At 64.9% G+C, this 228-nt stretch carries 1 pseudogene; it reads right to left on the bottom strand.

Going from position 1 to position 228, the window contains the following annotated elements:
- A pseudogene (locus EOD29_RS35725) lies at window positions 1–228 on the bottom strand (transporter); the annotation flags it as partial.

Below are 228 nucleotides of genomic sequence, written 5' to 3'. Positions count from 1 at the left end.
GGGCGCCGTAGCCCTGGCTCGTACCTCGATCCCAGGTCAGGCTGAGGGCGCCGGCCCATTGTTCGTTGAACTTGTGGCCAACGCCGCCGCTGATCGTCCAACCGTCGCGATAGAAGAGATCGAGCGAGGTGAGTTGGCTGCCGGCGCCGCAGGCGACGACGCCCTTGTTGGCCTTCGGGCAGAAGGCGATCGACTGTAGCACGCTCCAGTTCGTCCACTTGACGGAAC

The organism is Mesorhizobium sp. M1A.T.Ca.IN.004.03.1.1, assembly GCF_003997555.1.
Classification (GTDB): Bacteria; Pseudomonadota; Alphaproteobacteria; order Rhizobiales; family Rhizobiaceae; genus Mesorhizobium.
This window is presented reverse-complemented; position numbering and strand designations above follow the sequence as displayed.